Source organism: Roseateles sp. FW301-B2 (assembly GCF_058788955.1).
In genome coordinates this window covers 87,762-109,718 of record NZ_JBYTBE010000016.1, presented here as the reverse complement: position 1 = coordinate 109,718, position 21,957 = coordinate 87,762, and the positions used below count along the sequence as shown (strand labels likewise).

20 protein-coding genes are annotated in these 21,957 nt (G+C 69.3%); 10 read left to right on the top strand and 10 right to left on the bottom strand.

From position 1 onward, the window contains the following. Positions 1–97: 97 nt before the first annotated feature. From AC3WQY_RS13090 to AC3WQY_RS13065, 6 genes are all read left to right on the top strand, one after another. A complete protein-coding gene (locus AC3WQY_RS13090; protein ID WP_492708945.1) occupies positions 98–880 on the top strand; it encodes a DUF2189 domain-containing protein in 783 nt (260 codons plus the stop codon). A 64-nt stretch (positions 881–944) separates the two neighbouring features. Continuing rightward, positions 945–2,996, top strand: coding sequence for a TonB-dependent receptor plug domain-containing protein (locus AC3WQY_RS13085; protein WP_492708943.1), 2,052 nt, complete (start codon positions 945–947; stop codon positions 2,994–2,996). Next, the gene (locus AC3WQY_RS13080) at positions 2,993–3,532 is read left to right on the top strand and encodes a YfiR family protein (protein ID WP_492708941.1); all 540 of its coding nucleotides are present in this window, start codon (positions 2,993–2,995) and stop codon (positions 3,530–3,532) included. Before AC3WQY_RS13085 ends, AC3WQY_RS13080 begins: the two co-directional genes overlap by 4 nt. A 4-nt stretch (positions 3,533–3,536) precedes the next feature. Further along, complete coding sequence (locus tag AC3WQY_RS13075) at positions 3,537–5,921, top strand: hybrid sensor histidine kinase/response regulator (protein WP_492708939.1); 2,385 nt, start codon at positions 3,537–3,539, stop codon at positions 5,919–5,921. Further along, positions 5,918–6,613 (top strand): response regulator, encoded by a 696-nt coding sequence (locus tag AC3WQY_RS13070; protein ID WP_492708937.1) that lies wholly within the window; start codon positions 5,918–5,920, stop codon positions 6,611–6,613. The genes AC3WQY_RS13075 and AC3WQY_RS13070 overlap by 4 nt, the downstream gene beginning before the upstream one ends. Positions 6,614–6,681: 68 nt before the next feature. Further along, complete coding sequence (locus AC3WQY_RS13065; RefSeq protein WP_285231743.1) at positions 6,682–8,214, top strand: hybrid sensor histidine kinase/response regulator; 1,533 nt, start codon at positions 6,682–6,684, stop codon at positions 8,212–8,214. On the opposite strand, the gene AC3WQY_RS13060 is transcribed toward AC3WQY_RS13065, so the two are convergent. Continuing rightward, entirely contained in the window at positions 8,194–9,180 is a 987-nt protein-coding gene (locus tag AC3WQY_RS13060; protein ID WP_285231742.1) for a quinone oxidoreductase family protein, read from the bottom strand. The genes AC3WQY_RS13065 and AC3WQY_RS13060 overlap by 21 nt on opposite strands. 80 nt (positions 9,181–9,260) lie before the next feature. Between AC3WQY_RS13060 and AC3WQY_RS13055 the strand changes: the two genes are divergently transcribed. Beyond that, positions 9,261–10,169, top strand: coding sequence for a DMT family transporter (locus AC3WQY_RS13055; RefSeq protein ID WP_285231741.1), 909 nt, complete (start codon positions 9,261–9,263; stop codon positions 10,167–10,169). Between the two features lie 7 nt (positions 10,170–10,176). On the opposite strand, the gene AC3WQY_RS13050 is transcribed toward AC3WQY_RS13055, so the two are convergent. Genes AC3WQY_RS13050 through AC3WQY_RS13040 form a run of 3 tightly spaced genes read right to left on the bottom strand, consistent with a single transcriptional unit; the run spans position 10,177 to position 13,135 of the window. Beyond that, positions 10,177–10,965, bottom strand: coding sequence for an SDR family oxidoreductase (locus tag AC3WQY_RS13050; protein WP_492708934.1), 789 nt, complete (start codon positions 10,963–10,965; stop codon positions 10,177–10,179). Positions 10,966–10,975: 10 nt separating this feature from the next. After that, positions 10,976–11,866, bottom strand: a complete 891-nt coding sequence (locus AC3WQY_RS13045) for a DMT family transporter (RefSeq protein ID WP_492708932.1) — start codon at positions 11,864–11,866, stop codon at positions 10,976–10,978. A 51-nt stretch (positions 11,867–11,917) separates the two neighbouring features. After that, entirely contained in the window at positions 11,918–13,135 is a 1,218-nt protein-coding gene (locus tag AC3WQY_RS13040) for an NAD(P)H-dependent flavin oxidoreductase (protein ID WP_425334621.1), read from the bottom strand. Positions 13,136–13,400: 265 nt separating this feature from the next. Here AC3WQY_RS13040 and AC3WQY_RS13035 point away from each other — a divergent pair, with 265 nt between their 5' ends. Next, the gene (locus tag AC3WQY_RS13035; RefSeq protein WP_492708930.1) at positions 13,401–14,438 is read left to right on the top strand and encodes a GGDEF domain-containing protein; all 1,038 of its coding nucleotides are present in this window, start codon (positions 13,401–13,403) and stop codon (positions 14,436–14,438) included. A 143-nt stretch (positions 14,439–14,581) separates the two neighbouring features. Beyond that, positions 14,582–16,165, top strand: coding sequence for a sensor histidine kinase (locus AC3WQY_RS13030; protein ID WP_285231737.1), 1,584 nt, complete (start codon positions 14,582–14,584; stop codon positions 16,163–16,165). Here AC3WQY_RS13030 and AC3WQY_RS13025 read toward each other — a convergent pair. Continuing rightward, the gene (locus AC3WQY_RS13025) at positions 16,162–17,076 is read right to left on the bottom strand and encodes an AraC family transcriptional regulator (protein ID WP_492708928.1); all 915 of its coding nucleotides are present in this window, start codon (positions 17,074–17,076) and stop codon (positions 16,162–16,164) included. The two genes, AC3WQY_RS13030 and AC3WQY_RS13025, sit on opposite strands and share 4 nt — an antisense overlap. Positions 17,077–17,197: 121 nt before the next feature. On the opposite strand from AC3WQY_RS13025, the gene AC3WQY_RS13020 reads away from it, so the two are divergent. Further along, complete coding sequence (locus AC3WQY_RS13020; protein ID WP_492708926.1) at positions 17,198–18,493, top strand: glycosyltransferase; 1,296 nt, start codon at positions 17,198–17,200, stop codon at positions 18,491–18,493. On the opposite strand, the gene AC3WQY_RS13015 is transcribed toward AC3WQY_RS13020, so the two are convergent. The 5 genes from AC3WQY_RS13015 to narJ are packed head-to-tail and all read right to left on the bottom strand — an operon-like array spanning position 18,464 to position 21,950. Further along, positions 18,464–18,907: a universal stress protein gene (locus AC3WQY_RS13015; RefSeq protein WP_492708924.1), complete on the bottom strand. Its 444-nt coding sequence runs from the start codon at positions 18,905–18,907 to the stop codon at positions 18,464–18,466. The two genes, AC3WQY_RS13020 and AC3WQY_RS13015, sit on opposite strands and share 30 nt — an antisense overlap. Positions 18,908–18,951: 44 nt before the next feature. Next, positions 18,952–19,647, bottom strand: coding sequence for a carbonic anhydrase (locus AC3WQY_RS13010; RefSeq protein WP_285231733.1), 696 nt, complete (start codon positions 19,645–19,647; stop codon positions 18,952–18,954). A 4-nt stretch (positions 19,648–19,651) separates the two neighbouring features. After that, entirely contained in the window at positions 19,652–20,515 is an 864-nt protein-coding gene (locus AC3WQY_RS13005) for a peptidylprolyl isomerase (protein ID WP_492708922.1), read from the bottom strand. 14 nt (positions 20,516–20,529) lie between these two features. Then, complete coding sequence (gene narI / locus AC3WQY_RS13000; protein ID WP_492708920.1) at positions 20,530–21,252, bottom strand: respiratory nitrate reductase subunit gamma; 723 nt, start codon at positions 21,250–21,252, stop codon at positions 20,530–20,532. Further along, positions 21,249–21,950, bottom strand: coding sequence for a nitrate reductase molybdenum cofactor assembly chaperone (gene narJ / locus AC3WQY_RS12995; RefSeq protein ID WP_492708918.1), 702 nt, complete (start codon positions 21,948–21,950; stop codon positions 21,249–21,251). The genes narI and narJ overlap by 4 nt, the downstream gene beginning before the upstream one ends. Between the last annotated feature and the right edge of the window lie 7 nt (positions 21,951–21,957).

The following is a 21,957-nucleotide window of genomic DNA, read 5'->3' as shown; positions in this document are numbered from 1 at the left end:
CCCCCTGACCCCGCCGCCCCGCTGGCCGGCTCAACTAGGGCAAATGCCGCTACACCGGAACCGGGCCAGCGCATAGCCTTGCGGTCCAGGAGAGCCAATGGCCAGCGACGACCACCCCGACCCATCCGCCGAAGAAGCGTCCACGCTCAGCATCGGCCTGAACACCCTGGGCTGGAGCGCCCCCCTGCAGTGGTTGCGTCTGGGCTGGCGCGACTTCAGCCGTCAGCCCGCCATCGGTCTGTTCTATGGGCTGTGCTTCATGGCGATGGGCTGGGGGCTGTTCAAGGTCTACGAGCATGCGCCCGCCTACACGCTAGCCCTGTCGGCCGGTTTTCTGCTGATGGGCCCGTTCCTGTGCATGGGGCTGTACCAGGTCAGCATGCGGCTGGAGCGCGGCGAGCCGCCAGGCTTCATCGATTCGCTCGCCGCCTGGCACACGCGCACCGGCCAGATGGCCATCTTTGGCGGGGTGCTGCTGATCCTCGAGATGATCTGGGCACGCGCCTCGCTGGTGATCTTTGCGGTGAGCTTTGATGGCATGCCCGACCTCTCGGGCTCGCTCACCAAGCTGATCGATCCGGAGAACCTCGGCTTCATCGTCACCTATCTCTGCGTGGGCGCCCTGTTCGCGGGGCTGATCTATGCGGTCAGCGTGATTTCGGTGCCGATGATTCTCGACAAGCAGGTGGACGCGGTCACCGCGGGCCTGGTCAGCATGCGCCTGGTGCTGACGCAGACCGGCGTGATGCTGCTCTGGGGCGCCCTCATCACGGTGCTGGTGGTGCTGGCCATGCTGCCCTGGTTTGCCGGCCTGTTGGTGGTGGGGCCGGTGCTGGGGCACGCCAGCTGGCACGCCTACCGCGCGGCCGTCGCGAACTGAGCCGCGCACTGAGCCACGCACGAGCGTTTCGGCAGCCCTGGGCTCGGCCACAATGCGCCTTGCCATGAGACTGCCTATCACCTGCCTGCTGGCCCTGTGCTGCCTTGCCCAAGCCCGGGCCGAGGGGCCCCCTCTCGACCTGACCAGCATCCCCTTCGAGAAGCTGACCCAGACCGAGGTCATCACCGCCTCCAAGCTGGCCAAGCAGGTGAGCGACTCGCCCTCGGCGGTCTCCATCGTCACGGCGGACGACATCCGCGCCTACGGCTACCGCACGCTGGCGGACGTCGTCAACGGCATGCGCGGGCTCTACACCACCTACGACCGCCGCTACGAATACCTGGGCGGCCGCGGCTTCGGCGCGCCGGGCGACTACACCGGCCGCATCATGGTGCTGATCGACGGCACGGCCACCCAGGACAATATCTACAACCAGGCCTATATCGACAACTCCGGCCTGCTCGACCTGGAGCTGATCGAGCGCGTCGAGTACGTGCCCGGCACCGGCTCGGTGAGCTATGGCAACAACGCCCTGCTGGGCATCATCAACATCATCACCAAGCGCGGTGCCGACTTCGACGCCGCCCAGCTCGCGGGCGAGCTGTCCAGCTACGGCGGCCGCAAGAGCCGGCTGACGCTCGGGCACCGGTTCGAGAATGGCGTGGACCTGCTGCTCTCGGCATCCGGCCTGCACAGCGATGGCCAGACGCACTACTTCCCCTACTTCGACGCCATCGGCCTGCATGGTGGCCGCGCCGTCGGGCAGGATTTCGAATCGAACCGGCGCCTGTTCGCCAAGCTGGAATTCGAGGGCTTCAGCCTGCAGGCCGCCCATGTGAGCCGCACCAAGGCCTCGCCCACGCCGAGGCGCCAGAACGCCTTCAACCTGCCCTACTACCTGGTGGACGAATCCACCAGCGTCAGCGCCAAAGTCGACTTCAATATCGGCCGCGATCTGAAATCGGTATCGCGCCTGTACCTCGGCCGCTACGAGGACAGAACCTTCCGCCAGTACGTCGCCATAGATCCGGACGAACAGTTCCGCCGCAACCAGACCCTGGGCCAATGGTGGGGTCTGGACCAGAAATTTGCGCTCACCCGCTACGAGGGTCACACCCTGGTGTTCGGTGCCGAGTACCGCGACGATTTCCGCCAGCGCATTTCCAGCGTCGGCCTGGACGATCACTACGTCGAGCGCATCGAGTACGACCGCCTGCCCTATACCAACAAGACCTACAGCCTCTACGCCACCGACGAGTTCGTCGTCAGCAAGGCCCTCACCGCCAATCTCGGCGTGCGCTACGACAAGCCCCATGCGGTGGACTGCTCGGTGGCGCCCTGCATCACCTACGCCAGCAAGCCCGCCTTCAGCCCGCGGCTGGCCTTCACCCTGGCCGCCGGCCCCGACACCACGCTGAAGGCCTCCTACAGCCGCGCGTTCCGCCTGCCCAACCCCAACGAGATCAGCGCCTCCACGCAATCCGATCTGTACCGGCCGGAGCGCGTGGGTGCGGCCGAACTGGTGCTGGAGCAGGACTGGTCGCCGACGCTGCGCTTCACCGGCTCGATCTACGACTACCGCCTGGGCAACCAGCGCTACCAGGCCTCCGCCACCGGCGCCGAGCTGCACGATGGCCGCAGCCGCACGCGCGGGCTGGAGATCCAGCTCGACCAGCTCTGGGAGGGCGGCATCAAGCTGCGCGCCAGCGCGGCCTGGCAGGCCGCCCGCGACCCTGAGGGCAAGCAGCTGGTGAATTCGCCGCGCAGCATGGCCAAGCTGAACCTGAGCGCGCCGCTGTGGGAGCGCAGCTGCCGGCTGGGCCTGGAGGCGCAATACCTGGGTCGGCGCATCACCCAGGAGCTGCGCGATGACGATGGCATCGTGACGCGCGAGGGACGCCCCCTGGCCGGCGCCAGCCTGCTCAACCTGACGCTTAGCTCGGCGCAAGGCTGGCATGGGCTGAACTGGTCCATCGGCATCAAGAACGCCTTGAATCAGCGCTACGAGGTGCCGGCGTCCACCGTGCGCAGCGATGGCAACGGCGCCGTGCTCGACACCATGGCCATGGACGGCCGCCACTTCTTCGTGCAACTCAGCTGGGACGCCTGGCGATGAGAGCGGCCCGCGCGCGTCTGCTGCTGGCCGGCTCGCTGGCCCTGGCCCTGAACTTGGCCGCTGGCCAGCAGGCCCACGCCCAGGCCGTGCCCGAGTACGCGATGAAGGCCACCTATCTTTACAACTTCATGGTGTTCGCCGAGTGGCCCAACCAGGACGCCCATGGCGCGCCGGAATCCCTGCAGCTCTGCGTGTTCGGGCCGGACAATTTCGGCACCGCCCTGAACAGCCTGGAGGGCAAGAACGTCAATGGCCGCAAGCTGGTGGTGCAGCGCGCCAGCAGCCTGGCCAGCCTGCGGCGCTGCCATCTGCTGTTCGTCACCGAACGCGAGGCGCCCAATATGGCCGCGATCCAGAACGTGCTGGGCGAGGCCCCGGTACTGACCGTGGCGGACTCGCCGCTCGCCAGCGGCGCCGCCATCCTGCTCGCGCTCGACGGCCGGCGCCTGGTGTTCGACGTGAACGTGCAGCGCATCAAGAAGGCCGGCATCACGCTGTCCTCCAAGGTGTTGCAACTGGCGCGCTCCGCCAGCTAGGGCCATGGTCAGCATCAGCTCCCTGTGGAAGCGCCCGGGCCGTGAGCAGGGCTCCCTGGTCACCCGGCTGGAAAGCATCCTGGCCGCGACCATGGGCGCCGCCCTGCTGATCGCGCTGGTGTTGATCACCTCCAAGGAACTGCTCACCCAGCGTGCCGCGCTCAGCGAAGGCGGGCAGGCCTGGCTCAATACCCTGGCCGTGCAGGCCACCTCGCCGCTGGCCTTCGACGACGCCAAGGCCGCGCAGGAATTCCTGCAGGCCGCCAGCATCTACCCGGGCCTGCAGGCCGCCTACATCCTGCGCGCCGACGGCTCCACGCTCGCCAGCCATCTGGCCGCGTCGCAGCCGGAGCTGTCGGCCGCCGAGCTGGCGCGCGCCAACACCACGCCCTTCTTCGCCGGCGCGCTGCTGATTGCCACGCCGGTGCGGCTGTCGGAGGACATGCTGGGCAGCGTGGTGGCGAAAATCGACCTCACGCGCATGTGGCGCTCGATCCTGCAGTTCGCCATCTCGCTGATCGTTGCGCTCGGCGCATCGGGGGCGGCGGCAGCGCTGGCGGCGCGCAAGTTCCTGCACCGCGCGCTCGCCCCCATCAAGGGCCTCAAGCAGGTGATGGACGACGTCTCGCAGGGCCAGCGCTTCACCGTGCGGGCCGAGGTGGTGGCCGACGACGAGGTCGGCGCGCTCAGCACGGTGTTCAACAACATGCTCGACCAGATCATCAAGAGCGACAGCCTGCTGGCCGAGAACAATGCGCGCCTGCGCGCGCTCAAGGACGCCGCCGAGCAGGCCTCCAATATGAAGAGCGAGTTCCTGGCGCTGATGAGCCATGAGCTGCGCACCCCGATGGCAGGCGTGCTGGGCATGCTCAAGCTGAGCCTGCGCGGCCAGATGGACGCGACGGTGCGCGAGCGCATCGAGCTGGCCAGCCAGAACGCCGCCGTGCTGCTGCAGCTGGTGAACGACCTGCTGGACGTCTCCAAGATCGAGGCCGGCAAGCTCTCGCTCGAATGCGTGGACTTCGAGCTGCAGACCCTGCTCGGCGATGCCATGCGCCTGCTGCACGAGCGCGCCGTCGAGAAGGGCATCGCGCTCAGCTGGCAGATCGACGCCGCCGTGCCGGCCTATCTGCGAGGCGATCCGACGCGCCTGCGCCAGGTGCTCATCAACCTGGTGGGCAATGCCATCAAGTTCACCGAGCGCGGCGGCGTCAACGTCACGGTGCGCAATCTGCCGCCCGACGAGCGCCGGCCGGAGGCGCCGCCGCCGATCTACTTCGCGGTGCAGGACACCGGCATCGGCATCAGCGATGCCGCCCAGCGCCGCATGTTCCAGAAATTCGAGCAGGCCGACATGTCGACCACCCGCAAGTTCGGCGGCACCGGCCTGGGCCTGTCGATCTGCAAGCAGCTGGTCGAGCTGATGGGCGGCCAGATCGGCCTGCACAGCGTGCTCGACCAGGGCAGCATCTTCTTCTTCGAGCTGCCGCTGCCACCCGGGCAGCGCCCGGCCGAAACAAGCGTCGAGGCGCTGGGCCGCCATGCCTACCGGCTGCATGCGCTGGTGGCCGAGGATGCCAGCACCAACCAGCTCATCATCAAGGCGCTGCTGCAGGACATGGGCCACCAGGTCAGCGTGGTCGAGAACGGCGAGCAGGCCCTGGAAGCGCTGACCCGCCAGAGCTTCGACCTGATCCTGATGGACGGCCGCATGCCGGTGATGGATGGGCTGGAGGCCACCGCCCATATCCGCGCCGGCCACTGGCGCGAGCTGATCTTCGCGGACCGCCACATCCCCATCATCGCCCTCACCGCCAATGCCTCCGAGCAGGACCGCGCCAAGTTCCTCGCCGGCGGCATGAACGACTTCCTCAGCAAGCCCGTCGACGAGCTGGCCCTGCACCAGGTGCTCGGCCGCGTCATCGAACAGCGGCTGCGCGCCGGCCTGCCGATGAAGCCGCGCGCCGACGACGCCCTGGGCGCGCTGGACAGCTGGGCCGCAAACGCCGGTCTGACTGGTCTGGACGGCCAGGATGCGCCAGCGCCGCCGCCGCCCGCACCGCTACGTGCCAGCCAGGACGCGATGCAGCAGCGCGCGCGCAGCGTGCAGGCGCAGATGCTGCGGGCCTTCCGCGAGCAGGCGCCGCTGCGCCTGCAGGAGATCGCGGCCGCCGCCGCGGCGGCCGACTGGAACACCGCCGCCATCGTGGCGCATGGCATCAAGGGCTGTCTGGCCTATATTGAGCCCAACGGCAGCGCCTATCTGCTGAGCGACCAGCTCGAGCGCATGGCCGACCAGGGCGAGGTGGCCGAGTTCGACGCGCGCCTGCAGGCGCTGGGGCAGGCACTCGCCAACACATTGAAGCAGGACGCGGGGAGCGGGGCATGAAGGTTCTGGTGATCGATGACGACATGATTTCGCGCATGGCCCTGGTCGACGTCATCAACGGCTGCGGCAACTACCGCATCGTCGAGGTGGCCAGCGGCGACGAGGCCTGGCAGCAGATCAGCGGCCCCGGCGTGCCGCCGATGCTGGTGTGCTGCGACATCCGCATGCCGGGCATGTCGGGCATCGAGCTGCTCAAGAAGGTGCGCGCGACCCCGGCCACCCAGGACATGCCCTTCGTGCTGATCTCGATGGCCAACGATGCCGACACCATCAAGGAAGCGATCCAGTTCGGCGTGAGCGGCTACATCGTCAAGCCCTTCAGCCAGAAGGACGCGCGCGACCGCCTCAGCAAGGCGCTGGCGCTGTCCGGCAGCAAGGTGATGGAAAAACCCGCCGAAACCATGGCCCGGCTGAAGTTCGAACCCGACCGCTACCGCGCCTACCTCACCACCATGCAAAGACAGGTGACCCAGCTGATCGGCGAGCTCGCCACCATCCCCAACAACGACGCCCTGCCCCCGATACGCGAGAAGATGGCGGTGCTGCAGACCGGTTGCGCGCCGCTGGGCCTGTGGCGCGCGGCCGCCCTGCTGCAGAAGTTCTCGGCCGAGGGCTCGGCCAGCGCGGACATGCTGGACTGTCTGGACGAGCTGCAACAGCAACTTCATCACCAGTTGTTCGCGATTGACTGAGCCGCGGCGCACCGACGCAGGCCACAATGCGCGTTGATGAGATCTGCCCGCCCATTTTTCTGCCCGCCATGCTCGATTTCTCCAGCCTGACGCATTACGACTGGCTCGACGTCCCCATGTGGGTGTACGACCTTGAGCGCCAGCGCAATCTGTGGGCCAACGCCGCCGCCCTGAGCTTCTGGCGCGCCGAAAGCGCCGAGGAATTCCTCTCGCGCGATCATGCCGACACCAGCGCCGCGGTGCGCGAGCGCCTCGCCGTGACCGCCGCCGACCATGGCCAGGGCAAGATCGTGCGCGAGCAATGGACCCTCTATCCCAAGGGCCAGCCCACCACCGTGATGCTGACCTCGCGCGGCATCCGCACCCCCGACCGCCGCCAGGTGATGCTGTTCGCCGCCGACTCGCTGCCCGCCGGCAGCGACAAGTCGATGCTGCGCGGCGTCGAGGCACTGCAGCACACCTCGGTGCGCATTGCCGTTTTCTCGCTGCGCGACGGCAGCGCCCTGATGCGCAACCCGGCCGCGGCGATCTGCTTCGCCGCCCTGCCCAAGGCCGCCGGCATGAGCGACTTTGCCGCCATCTTCCCGGACCCCGAACTGGCCAGGCGCATCTACGCCCAGGTGCAGCGCGGCCAGACCTTTGCCGCCGATCTGGAACTCAACACCAGCTCGGGCCGGCGCTGGCATGGCGTGGATGCGCGCCCGATGCGCGACCCGGTGACCGGCGACCTGGTGATGCAGCTGAATGCGCGCGACATCGCCGACCTCAAGGCCAGCCAGGCCGCGCTGGAAGCCGCGCGCGAGGCGGCCGAGGCCGCCAGCCAGGCCAAGAGCAGCTTCCTGGCCAATATGAGCCACGAGATCCGCACCCCCATGAACGGCGTGCTGGGCCTCACCGAGCTGGTGCTGCAGACCGAGCTGAGCGAGCGCCAGCGCAAATTCATCGAGCTGGCCCATGGCTCGGCCAAGGGCCTGATGGTGATCATCAACGACCTGCTGGACGTGGCCAAGATCGAGGCCGGGCGCGTGCACATCGACGATGCCGCGTTCTCGCTGCACGACTGCCTGCGCGAGTCCCTGCACCCGCTGCTGCTGCAGGCGCACGACAAGGGCATCCAGCTGCATGCGCGCGTGCAGCCCGGCGTGCCCCAGCATCTGCATGGCGATGCCTTGCGGCTGCGCCAGGTGCTGGTGAACCTGGTGGGCAATGCGCTCAAGTTCACCGAGAAGGGCGAGGTGCGCGTCGAGGTGCAGCTGATCGCCGAGGATGAGGCGCCCGCCGGCGCGCCGGCGCTGCTGCGCTTCTCGGTGCACGACACCGGCATCGGCATGACGCGCGACCAGATCGCCCATGTGTTCGCGCCCTTCACGCAGGCGGATGGCAGCATCACGCGCCGCTACGGCGGCACCGGCCTGGGCCTGACCATCGTGCAGCGCCTGGTGAACCTGATGGGCGGATCGGTCAGCGTGGAAAGCCAGCCCGGCACCGGCTCCTGCTTCAGCTTCGAGCTGCGCCTGCCAAAAGCTCACACATCGGCGCCGGCAGCGGCGCAGCCCGAAGCCGTGGCGCAGCCGGCCGACTCAGACCAGCAGCACGCCTGAGCCGGTGGTGCTGCGCGCCTCCAGGTCGCGGTGCGCCCGCGCCACCTCGGCCAGCGGGTAGCGCTGGTCCACATGGATGCGCACCGCGCCGCTCTTCACCACCTCGATCAACTCGTCCGCCATCGCCTGGGTGCTCTCGCGCGTGGCCAGGTGGGTGAACAGCGTGGGCCGCGTCAGGTAGAGCGAGCCCTTGGCCGCCAGCGTGCCCAGGGCCACCGGCGGCACCACGCCCGAGGCATTGCCGAAGCTGGCCATCAGGCCGAAGGGCGCCAGGCTGTCGAGCGAGCCGGCCCAGGTGTCGGCACCCACCGAGTCATACACCACCTTGACGCCGCGTCCCTCGGTGATCTCGCGCACGCGCGCGGCGAAATCCTCGCGCCGGTAGTTGATGACATGGGTGGCGCCGGCGTCCAGCGCCAGCTGGCATTTCTCGTCGCTGCCGGCGGTGCCGATCAGGCGCAGGCCCAGCAGGCGTGCCCATTGGCAGGCGATCAGGCCGACCCCGCCGGCGGCGGCGTGGAAGAGCACGAAGTCGCCCGCATGCAGGCCGCCCTGCGGCAGCGTGCGGCGCAGCAGATACTGGGCCGTCAGGCCCTTGAGCATCATGCCGGCGCCGGTCTCGAAGGAGATCTCGTCCGGCAATCGCACCACGCAGCGCGCCGGCATCACGCGCGCCGTGCAATAGGCGCCGGGCGGCTGGCTGGCATAGGCGGCGCGGTCGCCCGGCTTGAGGTGGGTGACGCCCTCGCCCACCGCCTCCACAAAGCCCGCCGCCTCCATGCCGATGCCGGCGGGCATGGGCAGGGGGTAGACGCCGTTGCGGTGGTAGACGTCGATGTAGTTGAGCCCCACCGCCACATGCCGGATCCGCAGCTCGCCCGGCCCGGGCTCGCCCACCTCCACCGGTACCAGCTGCATCTGTTCCGGGCCACCCGGCTGTTGTATGCGCACCGCGAGATCGCTCATCAAAAACTCCTGCTGATGAATAAGGGCTGAGGGAATTCCGCTATCGTGCCAGCCTTTGCCATTCAGCGCTTGCCGTCGCCATGCAGCTCACGCCGCGCCTCGCACTTCTGCTCACCCTGCCGCCGCTGATGTGGGCCGGCAATGCCGTGGTCGGGCGCCTGATGGCCGCCAGCGTGCCGCCGCTGACGCTGAATGCCATGCGCTGGGCACTCGCCTTCGCGCTGCTGCTGCCGCTGGCGCGCGGCCTGTTTTTTCGCAAGCTCGGGCAGGTGCGCGCGCGCTGGCCCTATCTGGCCCTCACCGGCCTGCTGGGCATGGGTTGCTACAACGCCCTGCAGTACCAGGCCCTGCACAGTTCCAGCGCGCTGAACGTGACCCTGATCGCGGCCAGCCTGCCGGTCTGGATGCTGGCGGTGGGCGCCCTGGTCTTCAAGGTACATCCAACGCGCAAGCAGCTGCTGGGCGCCGTGCTCTCGCTGGCCGGCGTGGCCCTGGTGATCGCGCGCGGCCAGCTCGCCAGCCTGGCCTCTATCCATTTCGTCGCCGGCGACCTGCTGATGCTGCTGGCGATCTTCAGCTGGGCGATCTACAGCTGGCTGCTGGCGCGCCCGCCCGCGCACATGCAGGGCGCCGCCCGACCGGACTGGAACTGGGCCGAGATGCTGATGGCGCAGTTGCTGTTCGGCCTGCTGTTCGCGGGCAGCATGGCGGGCGTGGAACAGGCCGTCGGCAGCCAGCCCATCGCCTGGGGGCCAGGTCTTGCCCTGACCCTGGTCTACGTGGCGGTGGGGCCCTCGCTGATCGCCTACCGCTGCTGGGGCCTGGGCGTGGCGCAGGGCGGGCCGGCGCTGGCCGCCTTCTTCAACAACCTCACGCCGGTGTTCGCCGCGCTGATGTCGGCCGCGCTGCTGGGCGAATGGCCGCAGTGGTACCACGGCCTGGCATTCGTGCTGATCGCCGCCGGGATTCTGGTATCGGCGCGGCGCTGATGCGCGCTTAAAAGGTACCGGGGTAGGCGCCGCCGTCGAGCAGGATGTTCTGGCCGGTCAGGTAGCCGGCATGGGCGCTGCAGAGCATCGCGCAGAGTGCGCCGAACTCGGCCGCCTGGCCGAGGCGCTGCGCCGGAATCGCGGCGGCGCGCTTGGCCATCACCTGCTCCAGGGTCTGGCCAGTCTTGGCGGCGGCCGCGGCCATGGTCTTGCCCAGGCGCTCGGTATCGAAGGCGCCGGGCAGCAGGTTGTTGATGGTGACGTTGCGCCCCGCCAGCCGCGGTTGGCGCGCCAGCCCGGCCACGAAGCCGGTGAGGCCCGAGCGCGCGCCGTTGGACAGGCCCAGGGTATCGATCGGCGCCTTCACCGCGCCCGAGGTGATGTTGACGATGCGGCCGAAGCCGCGCTCGGCCATCGCATCCACCGTCGCCTTGATGAGCTCGATCGGCGTGAGCATGTTCGCTTCCAGCGCGGCCAGCCAGGCGGCGCGGTCCCAGTCGCGGAAGTCGCCGGGCGGCGGGCCGCCAGCGTTGTTGACCAGGATGTCCACCTGCGGGCAGGCCGCCAGCGCCGCGGCGCGGCCGGCCTCGGTGGCGATGTCGCCGGCCACCGCACGCACCTGCACCGCCGGGTTGAGCGCGCGCAGCTCGGCGGCGGTGCGTTCCAGCGCCTCGGCGCCGCGCGCGGTGATCACCACGTTCACGCCCTCGCCCACCAGGCTTTGCGCGCAGGCGCGGCCCAGGCCCTTGCTGGAGGCACATACCAGCGCCCAGCGTCCCTGCAGTCCCAGATCCATCACAACTCCTCTAGCGCCAACGCGCCAACAGCCACACGCCCGCCAGCACCAGCAGGGTGCCCAGCGCCACCCAGGGCGTGAAGGGCTCGCCCAGCAGCACGACGCCCATCAGTATCGTGGACATCGGGCCGATCATGCCGGTCTGCGCCGCCATCGAGGCGCCCAGGCGCTCGATCGCCATCATCACCATCAGCACCGGTGCGAAGGTGCAGGCGGTGGCATTCAGCACCGACAGCCAGATCACCGCCGGCGCCACCTCCAGCAGCCCCTGCAGCGGGCGCAGCAGCAGGAACTGTGCAATGCACAGCAGGCAGGCCACCGTGGTGGCCAGGCCGGTGAGGCGCAGCGAACCCAGGCGCTGCACCTCCTCGCCGCTGAAGAGCAGGTAGACCGCATAGCTGAGCGCACTGCCGAACACCAGCGCCGCGCCCAGCCAGACATTGCCGCCCTGCAGATGCAGCTCCTGGCCGAACACCAGCAGCACGCCCGCGTAGCTCAGGCCCAGGGCCAGCAACTGCCGGCCGCTGACGCGGCGCTTGAAGATCAGCCAGCCCAGCGCCAGCACCAGGGTCGGGTTGAGATAGAGGATGAGGCGCTCGAAACTCGCGCTCACATAGGCCAGGCCGGCAAAGTCCAGAAAGCTGGCCAGGTAGTAGCCGGTGAAGCCCAGGCCCAGGATGACGCGCCAGTCGCGCCCCGTCAGCGCCGGCTTGCCGCGGCCGGCCCACCAGGCCAGCGCCAGGAACAGCGGCAGCGCGAACAGCATGCGCAGCATGATCAAGGTGACCGCATCCACCCCATGGCGGTAGGCCAGCTTGACGATGATGGCCTTGCCCGAAAAGGCCACCGCGCCCATGGAGGCCAGGGCCAGGCCGGGCCCCAGGGCCGGTTTGGAACTCATGGCCCCATTCTAGGAAGGCCGCGGCAGCAGCCGCTTCGCGAGCCGGCAAGCTCAGGTTCGCAGGGGGGCCATCGGTGTGGTCGCGGTGAGCAGCTTTTCCATCAGCTCGCGCACGCTGCGGATCTGCTCGCCAAACGGCAGGCTGCCGGCGCCGCGGAAGAACAGGCCCTTCTTGATGTCGCCGCGCAGCGCGGCGGCGAGCTGGTTGTCGATGCAGAACTGGCCCCAGTCCTTCAGGCCGTCGCGCAGGCCGCATTGGGCCAGGCAGTCGAACGCCTTGGTACAGCGGCTCTTCACATGCGCCACCGCCTGCAGCTTCTGCTCGATCTTCAGATAGGCCTTCAGCCAGGGCGTGCCCACCGCGCGCGCCGGCAGGCCCGCGACGCTGGTGAACTCCAGCATGTCCTCGTCGCGCGCCTCGGCCAGCACGCGCTTGAACTCGGGGTGGGCATCGGCCTCCTCGGTGACGGCAAAGGGCGTGCCCAGCTGCACGCCGGCCGCGCCCAGCGCCTGCAGGCGCGCGATGTCCTCGAAGCTGCGCACGCCACCGGCGGCGATGAGCGGAATCCGCCCGGCCAGGCCGGCACGCTCGAAGAACTCCAGGCATTCGGGGATGGCGCGTTCGAAGTCGAAGCGCCCGTCCTGCAGATCGCTGATGCGCGCCGCGCCCAGATGGCCGCCGGCCAGGCGCGGGTGTTCGATCACAATGGCATCGGGCAGGCGCTTCTTGCGCTCCCATTTCTTCACGATCAGCTGCACGCCGCGCGCATCGCTGAGGATGGGCATCAGCAAGGTGTCGGGATGGTCCTGGGCCAGTTCGGGCAGGTCCAGCGGCAGGCCGGCGCCCACCACCACCGCGTCGATGCCGGCCTCCAGCGCCTTGCGCACCGAGGCGGCGTACTCGCTCACCGCCCGCATCACGTTCAGTGCCACCAGGCCGCGGCCGGCCGAGCGCTCGCGCGCACCGGCGATCTCGCGGCCCAGCGCCTCCAGATTGGCGGCATTGATGACGCGCTTGGCCTCCTCGCCGGCATGGTGGCCCTCGGTGCGGGCCATCAGGTCGGGATGGTGGCGGCGCAGGTCCACCGAGCTCAGCGTGCCCATGCCGCCCTCGGCCGCCACCGCGCCGGCCAGGCGCTGCGCGCTCACACCCACCCCCATGCCGCCCTGCACGATGGGCAGCAAGGCGCGGCCGCGCAGCATCAGGGGCTTGAGCCCGCTGCGTTCAAACAAGGGGCCCAGCTCGGGGGCGACGAAGGGAAGATTCATGGCGCGCTCGCATCGGCGAATAAGGGCAGGAACGCGATGCTGAGGGGCCGTGGTCCGTGACGTATTGACGCATATCAGGCACGGTTTCATCTTTTGCACCTCGCCCGCCTCAAGTGCCGCCCAAGCCCTCCGATACAGGCCCCAGCACCGCCCGCGCGAGGCGGCTTGAATGATGCGCACAAGGGAGCCGCCACGGCAGCCAGCCAGCTGCCTCTATGCAGCGCCATGGCGCGTCTGCATAGTCGGGGAACCAGGGAATCAGAGCATGAGGTATCAAGACAGCATCGCACGCAGCGCCGAGTACCTGCGCACCGCCTTGCCCATGATGTCGCGCCAGCGCGCCGCGCTGCATCCGGTCAGCTACGCCGTGTGGTACGAATTCGTCAGTGGCAGCAACCCGGCGCTGGCCCAGGCCCTGCAGGAATTGACCCAGGGCAATCGCCCGCTCGACGAGACCCAGACCTGGGAGCTCTACCGCAGCCATATCGCCGAGCTCGACACCGAGAGCGCCACCCGCCTGGGCGAGGGTCTGGGCAATGTGCTGGGCCAGATCGCCCACAGCGCCGAGCTCGCGGAAGACCAGACCCAGACCTTCGGCCGCTCGCTGGGGCGCTGGAACGAGCAGCTGCGCAGCGCCGCACCGGGCCAGCACACCCAGGTGCTGGCCGAGCTGATGGCCGGCACCCAGGACATGCAATCCACCATGAAGGCGCTGCGCGCGCGCCTGCATGCCAGCCAGTCGGAGATCGAGCACCTGCGCCACGAGGTCGAGCGCACGCGCGGCGAGGTGCTGCTGGACGCCCTCACCGGCCTGGCCAATCGCCGCGCCTTCGAGCAGCGCCTGAATGAATGCGCGCAGAGCGAGCATGCCGGCAGCCCGGTGGCGCCCTGCCTGCTGCTCAGCGACATCGACGGCTTCCGCCAGCTCAACGAGCGCTATGGCCTGGACTTCGGCGATCAGGTGCTGCGCAGCGTGGCGCGCGTGCTGCAGCGCTGCGCGCAAAGCCATCATGTGGTGGCGCGCGTGGGCGGCGAGGAGTTCGCCCTGCTGATGCCCGAGGCCGGCCTGCACGAGGCGCTGATGCTGGCCGAGCAGCTGCGCGAGGGCATGGCCAGCACCGGCATCGCCTCCGATACCCAGGGCCCGGCGCGCGTGACGCTCTCGCTGGGCGTGACCCAGCTGGGCCAGGGCGAGGCGCCGAGCGCCTTTCTGGCGCGCGCCGACCTGGCGCTGCAGGCCTCCAAACGCGGCGGCCGCAACCGCGTCACGGTGCTGTCGGCACAGGAATCGCTGTCCGCCTGAGGGCGCGCGTTGCATCCAGGGCAAGACCCGGCACCGACGGGCTTTGAGCCCTGGTTTTGTGTGGATAATCGCGCCACATCCCGCCGGCTGCCAAGCGGCCGGAGCCTGGGAGACGACATTCAAGCAAAGGCCTGCAAGTGCCCGTGAATCTGCCGCTGATCAATCAATCGCTGCGCATTGCGGTGGTGATGGCCCTGCTGGTGGGCCTGTTGCTGCCCACCGCGGTGGTGCTGGTCTACGAGCAGCAGCTCACGCGCGACACCGCCATGGAGGACCTCAAGCGCGACCTCGCGCGCGCCTCCGAAGTGCTGGCGCTCTCGCTGGCCGAGCCGATCTGGCAGGTCTCGCCCGATCTGGCCGAACCGATGGTGAACGCCCAGCTCGACGACCCGCGCTTCGTCTCGGTGCTGGTGACGGAGAGCTCGGCCCAGCAGGCCTTTCTGGAGCTGCCCAAGGAAAAGCGCGAGGTCAGTGACCCCGCGCTGACGCTCTCCGACACCCGCGCCGTGGTGCGCGACGGCCGCGAGATCGCCAAGCTGACCGTGGTGATGAGTGCCGAACCGCTGCTGGAGCGCAAGCGCGAGGACATGCTGCGCACGCTCTTGCGCAGCGGACTGACGCTGACGCTCTCGCTCGGGCTCATCATCATCCTGATCCAGCGCCGCGTGCTGCACCCGATGGACCGACTCAGCCGCGCCGCCGACGAGCTGGCCGCCGGCCATCTCGAGAAGCCGCTGGAGCTGGGCGGCGAGGACGAGATCGCGCGCGTCGGCAAGGCCATGGAGCGCATGCGCCAGGCGCTCTTGAAGGCCTTCGAGGAATTGCGCGGCCATGCCAACACCCTGGAAGACCAGGTGGCGCAGCGCACCACCGAGCTGACCCAGGCCAACAACGAGCTCACCCAGGCCCTGGGCAACCTCAAGACCGCGCAGCGCGAGCTGGTGGAGTCCGAGAAGCTGGCCTCGCTGGGCCGGCTGGTGGCGGGCGTGGCGCATGAGCTGAACACGCCGCTGGGCAATGCGATGACGGTGGTCTCGGCGCTGGAAGACCGCTGGGCCAAGCTGGACCAGATGCTCAGCGACAACACGCCGATGCGCCGCAGCCTGTTGGAAGACCTGGTGAAGGACACGCGGCGTGGCCAGGACATCCTGCAGCGCAATGTACAGAAGGCCGCCGACCTGGTGCGCGACTTCAAGCAGGTGGCGATCGACCAGACCACCGACTCGCGCCGCGAGTTCGACCTCGCCCAGGTGGTGGAAGACGTGATCGTGATGGTGGAGCCCAGCTTCAAGCACACGCCCTTCCAGATCGTCACCGACCTGGAAAGCGGCATCGCGATGAGCAGCTACCCGGGCGCGCTGGGCCAGGTCCTGACCAATCTGCTGATGAATGCGCTGGTGCACGGCTTCGAGGGCCGCGATGCCGGCCAGGTGCGGGTGCGCTGCCAGCGTGTCGAAGGCGGCAACCAGGTCGAGCTGATCGTGAGCGACAACGGCCGCGGCATGGATGCCTCGGTGGCGCGCCGCATCTTCGACCCCTTCTTCACCACCAAGCTCGGCAAGGGCGGCTCCGGCCTGGGCATGCACATCGTGCACAACATCGTCACGAACGTGCTGGGCGGCTCCATCGAGGTGATCTCCAACCTCGGCCAGGGTGCCACCATGCTGATGCGCATGCCCCTGGTAGCCCCCGAGCGTAGCGGCGATACCGACAACGCCATTCTCTAGGGCTGGCGCCAGGGCGGCTGCAGCGCAGCCATACCCCAGATGCGATAGGCCCAGAAGCTTTCGTCGTCCATGCGGCGGCGCAGCTCCTCGGGCGCGAAGCCGGTCACGCGCCGCGTCTGGCGGCATAGATGGGACTGGTCCGCATAGCCGGCACGTTCGGCCACGTCGGCCCAGCTCCAGTCCGCCTGCTGCACGGCCAGCACCGCCTCGAAGAAGGCGCGCTCCGACCTGCCCATGCCGCGCAACTCACGCAGCGGCTGTCCGGTCCACTGTTTGATGCGCCGCTCGATCTGGCGCACGCTGCGACCCAGCGCCGACGTGGCGGCGCGCAGCGCCAGGCCCTGGCTCCAATCCTCGATGCGATGCACGCCGACCGATCCCTCGGGCCGCGCCGCCTGCCACCAGGCATCCAGCCGCGCCTGCAGCAGGGCGATCCGCGCGGCGTCGTCGGCGGCCTCGCGCACCTCGCGGCAGAGCTGCCACCAGCGCTCGCCCAGCACCTCGCGCGCCGGCGCCACGCGATTCACCCAGTCGGACGGCGCAACGCCCGTGAGCGCCTGCAGCGCGTCGGGGCGCAGCATCAGCTTCATCAGATGCACCGAGCCCGCGCTCCAGCTCGCCACCGGCCGCGTCCAGGGGCCGGCAAAGACAAGCTCCGCCGGCATGGGCCGGCGCGGCCCCTCCTGCGGGCCGCCCGGCGGCAGCTCGAACAGCTCGACCTGGCCGTCAAAGATCCAGGTGATGCTGCACATGGGCGTGCAGGGAAAGTAGCTGCGGCGCTGCTGATCGTCCAGCTGCAGGCCGCGCGTATCGCGCAGCAACACCGCCTGCACGCAATGGCTCAGCGACAGGCGTGGCAGCAGCAGCTGCGCGTACTCGCGACGGCTGGTAGGCTGGGCAAGCGCATGCATGGGCGGCAGTATAGAAGTCGGCCGTCGCGTGTCGCAAAGCTTCAAGACAGGCCGCCCGCGCCTGGCCTAGCATGCGCAGCGATGCCCACCCGCCGCCGTCACCCCTGCTCCCTGCCCTTTCATGACGCCTGATTCCCTCCCCCCGGCCCCAGCCGTGCTGCTGGCCACCTCGGGCACCGGTGGCGACCTGCTGCCGTTCCTGCGCATCGCCCAGGCGCTGCAGGCGCGTGGCCGCCGCGTCTGCCTGTTCGCGCCCAGCCTGTACGAGGCCACGCTGCGCGAGGCCGGCGTCGATTACCGCCTGTTCGGCACGCCCGAGCAGGATCAGGCGCTGCTGGACAACCCGTTGCTATGGCATGAGCGCGAAGGCATGGGCGTGATCCTGCGCAGCCTGCTGCCGCGCCTGCAGGCCTTGCGCGAGCTGCTGTTGGCGCAGTCCGGCGACGCGCCCTGCACCCTGCTGTGCCACCCCATCCTGCTGCCCGGCGCGGCGCTGGCGCGCGCGCGCCGCCCCGGCCTGCGCGTGATCGGCGTGCAGTTGGCACCGTCCAATCTGCGCACCGTGCACGACCCGCTGATGATGGGCGCGCAAAGCATCGCGCCCTGGGTGCCGCGGTCCTGGCGGCAGGCGATGTGGCGGCTGGTGGACCGCTGCTGGATCGATCCAGCCATCCTGCCCGCGCTGAACGCGGCGCGCGCCGGGCTGGGGCTGCCGGCCGTGCCGCATTTCCTGGCCCATATGCAGGAGGCCTGCGACGCCTCGATCGCGCTGTTCCCGGACTGGTTCGCGCCCGCGCATCCCGACTGGCCGGCCAGCCTGCAGGCGGGCGACTTCCTGTTTGCCGAGGCGGCCGGCAGCGCGCCGCTGGCGCCCGCGCTGCAGCAGTTTCTGGCGGCGGGCGCAGCGCCGATCGCCTTCACGCCGGGCACCGGCCACCGCCATGCGGCCGAGTTCTTCGCCGCTGCCCTGCGGGCGCTGCGCGGCCTGGGGCGCCGCGGGCTCTTCATCAGCCCGCATGCCGAGCAGATTCCGCAACCCCTGCCGCCCGAGGTCCTGTGGCAGGCGCAGGCGCCATTCGAGACCCTGCTGCCGCAGGTGGCGGCGATCGTCCATCACGGTGGCATCGGCACCATGGCCGAGGGCCTGCGCGCCGGCGTGCCGCAGCTCATCGTGCCCAGCGGCTTCGACCAGTTCGACAACGGCGAACGCGCCAGGCGCCTGGGCGTGGCCGAGGTGCTGCCGGCCAAGCGCGTGAACGCGCGGCGTCTGCAACGCCGCTTGCAACGCCTGCTGGACGAGCCGGGGCGCCGGCAGCAATGCCAGGCTGCCGCCGCGCGGCTGGCCCAGGGCCTGGGGCGCGCGGGCCTGCTGGACCGGATCGAGGCGCTAGTGGATCACCAGCACCGGCAGGCGTGACTTCGCCAGCACCGCCTTGGTGTGCGAGCCGAACAGCCATTCGCCCAGGCGGCTGCGGCCATGGGTGGCCATCACGATGAGGTCGCAGCCCTGCTCGCGCGCGGCGTCGACGATGGCCTGATCGACGTCGTCGGAGCGCAGCTGCAGGCCCTTGAAGGCCACGCCGGCCACGCGCGCCGCGGCCTCGAACTCGCCCAGCACCTTCTCCGCATGGGCATCGGTGTAGGCGCGGTGCTGGTCGGCCGCGAGCTGGTAATTGCTGGGATGCATGCCCACTGCTGGCAGCACCGGCAGCGATTCGCACACCAGGCCGCTGACTTGCGCGCCCAGCGGCTTGGCCAGGGCCAGCGCGGCCTGCACCGCATGCTGCGACAGCTCGCTGCCGTCGACGGGGACCAGAAGATGCTTGTACATGGCGGACCTCCTGAAGCGGGAGCTTAGCCGCAAGACATCGGTTCTTAGCGCCGTGGCGCCCAGGCGTCGTCGATCTCGTTGAACAGCGCGCCCGGCTCGGCCGCGCGATAGGGTCCGGTGCCGCTGTGCTCGGAGCTCGACGCCGGCACGAAGGCGCCCTTGTTGACGTCGAACACATGCACCTCGCCGGCCTCGATCACATAGTGCCAGCCATGCAGGGCGATGCGGCCCTGCTCGACGCGGGCGCGCACCATCGGGTAGTCCATCAGCCGCTCGAGCTGCAGCACCACCGAGCGCTCCTCGGTGCGGCGCAAGGCCTCGTCGCTGAGCTGCACCGGCAGCGTGGCCTCGCGGCCCAGATCCAGCCAGGCCTTCAGGTTGGTGGCCTCGTTCGGCACCTCGCCATAAAGCGCGCGGATGCCGCCGCAATGGCTGTGGCCGCACACGACGATATGCTGCACCTCCAGCGCCAGCACCGCGTACTCGATCGCCGCGGCCGTGCCATGGTGGCCGGCCGAGCCGTCGTAGGGCGGCACGAAGGCGCCCACATTGCGCACCAGGAACAGCTCGCCCGGCCCGGCGCCGGTGAGCATATAGGGCACCAGGCGCGAATCGGAGCAGCCAATGAAGAGCGTGGTGGGATGCTGCCCCTGCTCCACCAGATCCTTGAACTGGGCCTGGTATTGCGGGAAATAGTCGGTGTTGAAACGACGCAGTCGGGACAGCAGTTCGTCGGGCATGGTGTTACTGCAACAGCGGTGAGTCGGCAGCTTCCAACTCTATGCCTTCCAGCACCGCCTCGCCGGCCAGCAGATTCAGGTACTGGCGCAGGGCCGTCACATAGGCCTGCTGCCTGAGCGTCTGCGCGATCGCCGCGGCCACCGCCTCGAAGGGTTGGGCCACGCCGGGCTCACGGGCCTCCACACGCACGATGTGGAAGCCGAAGCGGGTGCTGACCAGGCGCGGCAGCACGCCCACATGGGCGCTGGCCTCGTCCTGGCCGAACAGGGCCGCGCTGAACTCGGGCACGCAGTCGCCGCGCGCGAGCCAGCCCAGCTCGCCACCATCGGCGCCGCTGGGGCAGTTGGACTGCTCGGTGGCCGCCGCCGCGAAGGCCGCGGCATCGCCGCAGCGCAGCCCCACCAGCAGGCCCTCGGCGCGCTTGCGCAGGGCGTCCACATCCACGCCGGGGGTGACGGCAAACAGGATGTGGCTGGCCTGCACGCGCTCGCCCTGGGCGAAGCGCGAGGCATGGGCATCGAAGTAGCGCTGGCAGGCGGCCTCGTCGGGCTCGGGAATGCGGATCTCGCGCTCCAGCAAGGCCTCGATGGCGGCCGAGGCGGTTTCGCTCAGCACCCCGTCCAGGCTGGGCAGATCGCCCACCGCCAGCAGGCCCTGGCGCTGCGCCGCTTGGCGCAGCAACTCGCTATAGGCGCGCTGGCGCAGCTGCTCCAGGTCGGGGCTCTCGCCCTCGCCCTGCAGCGGCACGCCGTTGACCATGGGCAGCGGCGCGCGCGGGTCGGCCTTCAGCTCCAGCGCGTCCTTGGCGCCGCCACCACCACCACCGCAGCCGCAGGAGCCGCCACCACATCCAGTTGATCCAGACATTTTTTTGTCTCCTCTCAGCGCCGTTGCGGCGTGGTGTGGCCGGGCGGCAGCGAAATACGGCGGCTGCGCACCATCTGGTAGGGCCGCGCGATATAGGCCAGCGTGCCGAAGCCGCTCCACACATGCACCAAGCGGGTGAAGGGGAAGACCAGGAAGATGCTCATGCCCAGGAACATGTGCAGCTTGAAGACCCAGCTGGCATGGGCCAGCATTTCCACCGCGCCGCCCTGGAAGGTGACGATGCGCTGCGCCCAACCGGCCAGCTGCATCATCATGCCGCCGTCCAGATGCTGGGCCGACAGCGGGATGGTGGCCAGGCCCAGGGCGAGCTGAATCCACAGCAGCACCAGCAGCATGATGTCGCTGAACTTGCTGTTGAGGCGGATGCGCTCGTCGGACAGGCGGCGGTGCAGCAGGATGCTGACGCCCGCGAAGCCCGCCAGGCCGGCCAGGCCGCCGCTCACCATGGCCATCAGCTGCTTGTTGCCGGCGCTGATGAAGTGCTCGTACAGAAAGTGCGGGGTCAGCATGCCCACGCTGTGGCCGAAGAACAGGAACAGCACGCCGACGTGGAACAGATTGCTGCCCCAGCGCAGGCTGCCGGCGCGCAGCAGCTGCGAGGAATCGCTCTTCCAGCTGTACTGGTCACGATCGAAGCGCAGCAGGCTGCCGATCAGGAACACGGCCAGGCAGATATAGGGGTAGATGCCGAACAGGGCGAAGTCTAGAGAGCTCATATGCGGGCTCCTTCTTGGCTAGGGTTCTTCTTGACGATATGGATGGGCTGGGGCGCACCGGGCCGGCTCTGGCCCTTGGACGAGCAGCCATCGAAGGCCGGGGGCTCCGCCCAGGCCTCGTCCATCGGCTCATCGGGCGTGATCTGCACCGCCTGCGGCTTCTCGCCGGCCAGCTCCAGCACCGCGCCGATGGCGGCGGCGTAGGGGTTCTCGCGTTTGATCAAGGCCGTGTGGATGGCGTTCAGGATATGCGCCATCTCGCCCAGGAACTCGCGCGCCACCGCCGGCGGCTGGGTGGAGGCGAACTCCAGCACCACCGGCAGATAGTCGGGCAGCTCGCTGGCATCGAAGAACATGCCGGCCTGCTCGTAGGTCTTGGCCAGGTCTACCAGGGCCGGGCCGCGTTCGCGCGAGTCGCCATGCACATGCTCGAACATGTGCAGGCTGGTGGCGCGGCCGCGGTCGAAGCTCTCGACATACAGGGCCTGCACCGCGAAGGCACCATCCTGGCCAGGGCGCGCCAGGCGCGCCACCAGGGCCTGCATCTCGGCCAGCCGCGCCGGGCTCAGCGCGCGCTCCTGCTGCAGGGCCTGCAGCAGCTCGGGCAGCAGCGCGCGGGTTTCGTCGCTGGGATAGTCCAGCAGCTTGGCCAGCACGCGGCAGCTCAGGGAGATCGCTTGATTCTGTTTGCTTGTCATCGTGCGT

What these genes read in the sequence shown, in the direction of transcription:
- AC3WQY_RS13090 (WP_492708945.1), top strand. Translation starts at nt 98, where the DNA reads ATGGCCAGCGACGACCACCCCGACCCATCCGCCGAAGAAGCGTCCACG.
- AC3WQY_RS13085 (WP_492708943.1), top strand. Translation starts at nt 945, where the DNA reads ATGAGACTGCCTATCACCTGCCTGCTGGCCCTGTGCTGCCTTGCCCAA.
- AC3WQY_RS13080 (WP_492708941.1), top strand. Translation starts at nt 2,993, where the DNA reads ATGAGAGCGGCCCGCGCGCGTCTGCTGCTGGCCGGCTCGCTGGCCCTG.
- AC3WQY_RS13075 (WP_492708939.1), top strand. Translation starts at nt 3,537, where the DNA reads ATGGTCAGCATCAGCTCCCTGTGGAAGCGCCCGGGCCGTGAGCAGGGC.
- AC3WQY_RS13070 (WP_492708937.1), top strand. Translation starts at nt 5,918, where the DNA reads ATGAAGGTTCTGGTGATCGATGACGACATGATTTCGCGCATGGCCCTG.
- AC3WQY_RS13065 (WP_285231743.1), top strand. Translation starts at nt 6,682, where the DNA reads ATGCTCGATTTCTCCAGCCTGACGCATTACGACTGGCTCGACGTCCCC.
- AC3WQY_RS13060 (WP_285231742.1), bottom strand. Translation starts at nt 9,180, where the DNA reads ATGAGCGATCTCGCGGTGCGCATACAACAGCCGGGTGGCCCGGAACAG.
- AC3WQY_RS13055 (WP_285231741.1), top strand. Translation starts at nt 9,261, where the DNA reads ATGCAGCTCACGCCGCGCCTCGCACTTCTGCTCACCCTGCCGCCGCTG.
- AC3WQY_RS13050 (WP_492708934.1), bottom strand. Translation starts at nt 10,965, where the DNA reads ATGGATCTGGGACTGCAGGGACGCTGGGCGCTGGTATGTGCCTCCAGC.
- AC3WQY_RS13045 (WP_492708932.1), bottom strand. Translation starts at nt 11,866, where the DNA reads ATGAGTTCCAAACCGGCCCTGGGGCCCGGCCTGGCCCTGGCCTCCATG.
- AC3WQY_RS13040 (WP_425334621.1), bottom strand. Translation starts at nt 13,135, where the DNA reads ATGAATCTTCCCTTCGTCGCCCCCGAGCTGGGCCCCTTGTTTGAACGC.
- AC3WQY_RS13035 (WP_492708930.1), top strand. Translation starts at nt 13,401, where the DNA reads ATGAGGTATCAAGACAGCATCGCACGCAGCGCCGAGTACCTGCGCACC.
- AC3WQY_RS13025 (WP_492708928.1), bottom strand. Translation starts at nt 17,076, where the DNA reads ATGCATGCGCTTGCCCAGCCTACCAGCCGTCGCGAGTACGCGCAGCTG.
- AC3WQY_RS13020 (WP_492708926.1), top strand. Translation starts at nt 17,198, where the DNA reads ATGACGCCTGATTCCCTCCCCCCGGCCCCAGCCGTGCTGCTGGCCACC.
- AC3WQY_RS13015 (WP_492708924.1), bottom strand. Translation starts at nt 18,907, where the DNA reads ATGTACAAGCATCTTCTGGTCCCCGTCGACGGCAGCGAGCTGTCGCAG.
- AC3WQY_RS13010 (WP_285231733.1), bottom strand. Translation starts at nt 19,647, where the DNA reads ATGCCCGACGAACTGCTGTCCCGACTGCGTCGTTTCAACACCGACTAT.
- AC3WQY_RS13005 (WP_492708922.1), bottom strand. Translation starts at nt 20,515, where the DNA reads ATGTCTGGATCAACTGGATGTGGTGGCGGCTCCTGCGGCTGCGGTGGT.
- narI (WP_492708920.1), bottom strand. Translation starts at nt 21,252, where the DNA reads ATGAGCTCTCTAGACTTCGCCCTGTTCGGCATCTACCCCTATATCTGC.
- narJ (WP_492708918.1), bottom strand. Translation starts at nt 21,950, where the DNA reads ATGACAAGCAAACAGAATCAAGCGATCTCCCTGAGCTGCCGCGTGCTG.